Source organism: Burkholderia sp. LK4 (genome assembly GCF_001043615.1).
Lineage (GTDB): Bacteria > Pseudomonadota > Gammaproteobacteria > Burkholderiales > Burkholderiaceae > Burkholderia > Burkholderia cepacia.
The window spans coordinates 1-3,228 of the sequence record NZ_LDUL01000141.1; the positions used below are offsets into that span (position 1 = coordinate 1).

A 3,228-nucleotide genomic window follows, 5' to 3' on the forward strand; every position below is an offset into this window, starting at 1 on the left:
CGTACCGGCGAATGGTTCGCGCACCAGCACTTCGGCTTCGAGCCTGACCTGATCACGATGGCCAAGGGCCTCACGTCGGGCTACGTGCCGATGGGCGCCGTCGGCATTCACGAGCGCGTGGCGCGGCCGATCATCGACAACGGCGAATTCAACCACGGCCTCACGTACTCGGGCCACCCGGTGGCGGCAGCCGTCGCGGTCGCGAACCTGAAGCTGCTGCGCGACGAAGGGATCGTCGAGCGCGTGAAGAACGACACGGGCCCGTACTTCCAGGCGCTGATGCGCGAGACCTTCGCGCGTCACCCGATCGTCGGCGAAGTGCACGGCCACGGCCTCGTCGCGAGCCTTCAGCTCGCGGAGGCACCGGCCGAACGCCGTCGCTTCGCGAACGGCGGCGACGTCGGCACGATCTGCCGCGACTTCTGCTTCAACGGCAACCTGATCATGCGTGCGACCGGCGACCGGATGCTGCTGTCGCCGCCGCTCGTGATCTCGCGTCAGGAAATCGATGAACTCGTATCGAAGGCGAAAAAAGCAGTCGATGCAACCGCCCAGCAACTGGGTATTTCGTAACGGTTTTGCCTACAGGCGTGCGGCGGGCGCCGCACGCCGCCATAACCAGGGGAATTCCACCATGCGTGCCTGCTTTCTTCGCCAAGCCTGTTCCGTTGCCGCCCTTGCCGCCGCGGCCGCGTTCACGTCGGTCGCCAGCCCGTCGGCACATGCCGAGGATCTGAACGTCTACAACTGGTCCGACTACATCGCACCGGACACGATCCCGAACTTCCAGAAGCAGACCGGGATCCACGTCAAGTACGACAACTACGACAGCGACGACACGCTTCAGGCGAAGCTGCTTGCCGGCAGTTCGGGCTACGACATCGTCGTGCCGACGTCGAACTACATGGCCAAGCAGATCCAGGCCGGCGTGTACCAGAAACTCGACAAGTCGAAGCTGCCGAACCTCGCGAACCTCGACCCGCTGCTGATGAAGATGATCTCGGACGCCGATCCGGGCAACCAGTACGGCGTGCCCTGGGCCTACGGCACCGACGGCATCGGCTACAACGCGCAGGCGGTGAAGAAGGCACTCGGCGACAAGGCGCCGGTCGACAGCTGGGCGTTGGTGTTCGATCCGGCCAACATGGAAAAGCTGAAGAGCTGCGGCGTGTCGTTCCTCGACCAGGCCGTCGACGTGTTCGCCGCGACGCTGCAATACATGGGCAAGGATCCGAACAGCAAGAACCCCGGCGACTACCAGGCTGCGTTCGAAGTCCTGAAGAAAGTCCGCCCGTACATCACCCAGTTCAACTCGTCCGGCTACATCAACGACCTCGCGAACAACGACGTGTGCGTCGTGCTCGGCTGGTCGGGCGACGTCGGCATCGCGCATCGCCGCTCGGCCGAAGCGAAGCGCTCGTACGACATCAAGTTCTCGAATCCGAAGGAAGGCGGCCTGCTGTGGTTCGACGTGATGGTGATCCCGAAGGATGCACCGCACCCCGAGGCCGCCCTGAAGTGGATCAACTACGTGTCCGATCCGAAGGTCAACGCGGCGATCACCAACACGGTGTTCTACCCGACCGCGAACAAGGCCGCGCACCAGTTCGTCACGCCGGCCGTCGCGCAGGACCCGACCGTCTACCCGCCCGAAGACGTGCTGAAGAAGATGGTGCTGATGAAGCCGATGCCGGCCGACATCCTGCGCCTCGAGAACCGTCTGTGGGCCCAGCTGAAGACGGGCCACTGATCGCGAAGCATTCCGGCGGCGCAGGCATCGCTTCACGCCTGCCCGCCTGAGATCCGCGGACTCCATCCGCCCGCGCGCGCCGCGCGCACTGTTCCATCCGGCACGAGCCGTTGCCCGTGAGTCGCATGACGCGCCTCGCGCGGGGACGCTCACGCCTGCAATCCGTGAAGAACGAATGGTGAATCCCATGCAATCGATACCCTCTTCCGCTGCTGCACGACAGACCCAACCGGCCCCCGCGGCCCGTACCCAAAACGACGCCTTCGTCCGCATCGAAAACGTCGTGAAGAAATTCGGCGACAGCACGGCCGTCGACAACGTGAACCTGACGATCGCGAAGAACGAGCTGTTCGCGCTGCTCGGCAGCTCCGGCTGCGGCAAGTCGACGCTGCTGCGCATGCTCGCCGGGCTCGAGACGGCCACCTCCGGCAAGATCTTCGTCGACGGCGAGGATCTCGCATCGCTGCCGCCGTATCGCCGCCCGGTGAACATGATGTTCCAGTCGTACGCGCTGTTCCCGCACATGACGGTCGAGTCGAACGTCGCGTTCGGCCTGAAGCAGGAAGGCACGCCGAAGAACGAGATCCGGGAACGCGTGGCCGACGCGCTCGCGCTCGTGCAGATGAGCAAGTACGCGAAGCGCAAGCCGCATCAGCTTTCAGGCGGCCAGCAGCAGCGCGTCGCGCTGGCGCGCTCGCTGGTCAAGCGCCCGAAGCTGCTGCTGCTCGACGAGCCGATGTCCGCGCTCGACAAGAAGATCCGCCAGAAGACGCAGCTCGAACTCGTGAACATCATCGAGAAGGTCGACGTGACCTGCGTGATGGTCACGCACGACCAGGAAGAGGCGATGACGATGGCGAGCCGCCTCGCGGTGATGAGCGAAGGCAAGATCGTGCAGATCGGCTCGCCGGGCGAAGTCTACGAATACCCGAACAGCCGCTTCTCGGCCGAATTCATCGGCTCGACCAACCTGTTCGAAGGGCGCGTGGTCGAGGACGAACCCGACCACATCTTCGTCGAAAGCGACGACCTCGAGGCGCGCATGTACGTGAGCCACGGCGTGACGGGCCCGCTCGGGATGCCGGTCGGCATCTCGGTGCGTCCGGAACGCGTGCACGTGTCGCGCGAGAAACCGGGCTCGAAACACAACTGGGCGCGCGGCGTCGTGACCGACATCGCGTACATGGGCAGCTACTCGCTGTACCACGTGCGCCTGCCGAGCGGCAAGACGGTGGTGTCGAACCTGTCGAGCTCGCACCTGATGAACGACAACGCGCCGGCGTGGAACGACGACGTGTTCGTGTCGTGGTCGCCGGCCAGCGGCGTCGTGCTGACGCAGTGAGGACGCCACGATGAGAACCTCCGCTTCCACTCCGTCCGCGCCGGTGTCTGCCGGCGCCGCGAGCACCGGCGCCGGCCGCGCGCGCCCGGGCCGTTTCTCGATGCTGTCGCGTTTCCTGCCGTCGGGCCGCAGCGTC

Annotated in this window: 3 protein-coding genes; all 3 read left to right on the forward strand. The window is 65.2% G+C overall.

From position 1 onward, the window contains the following. On the forward strand, positions 1-573 hold a 573-nt coding region (locus tag VK92_RS38390; RefSeq protein WP_048026182.1), incomplete at its 5' end, for an aminotransferase class III-fold pyridoxal phosphate-dependent enzyme. Positions 574-634: 61 nt separating this feature from the next. Then, positions 635-1,750 carry a polyamine ABC transporter substrate-binding protein gene (locus tag VK92_RS38395; protein ID WP_021163819.1) on the forward strand — a complete coding sequence of 372 codons (1,116 nt, stop codon included), beginning with the start codon at positions 635-637 and terminating at the stop codon, positions 1,748-1,750. A 187-nt stretch (positions 1,751-1,937) separates the two neighbouring features. After that, positions 1,938-3,092 carry an ABC transporter ATP-binding protein gene (locus VK92_RS38400; RefSeq protein ID WP_027788941.1) on the forward strand — a complete coding sequence of 385 codons (1,155 nt, stop codon included), beginning with the start codon at positions 1,938-1,940 and terminating at the stop codon, positions 3,090-3,092. The last annotated feature ends 136 nt before the right edge of the window (positions 3,093-3,228 follow it).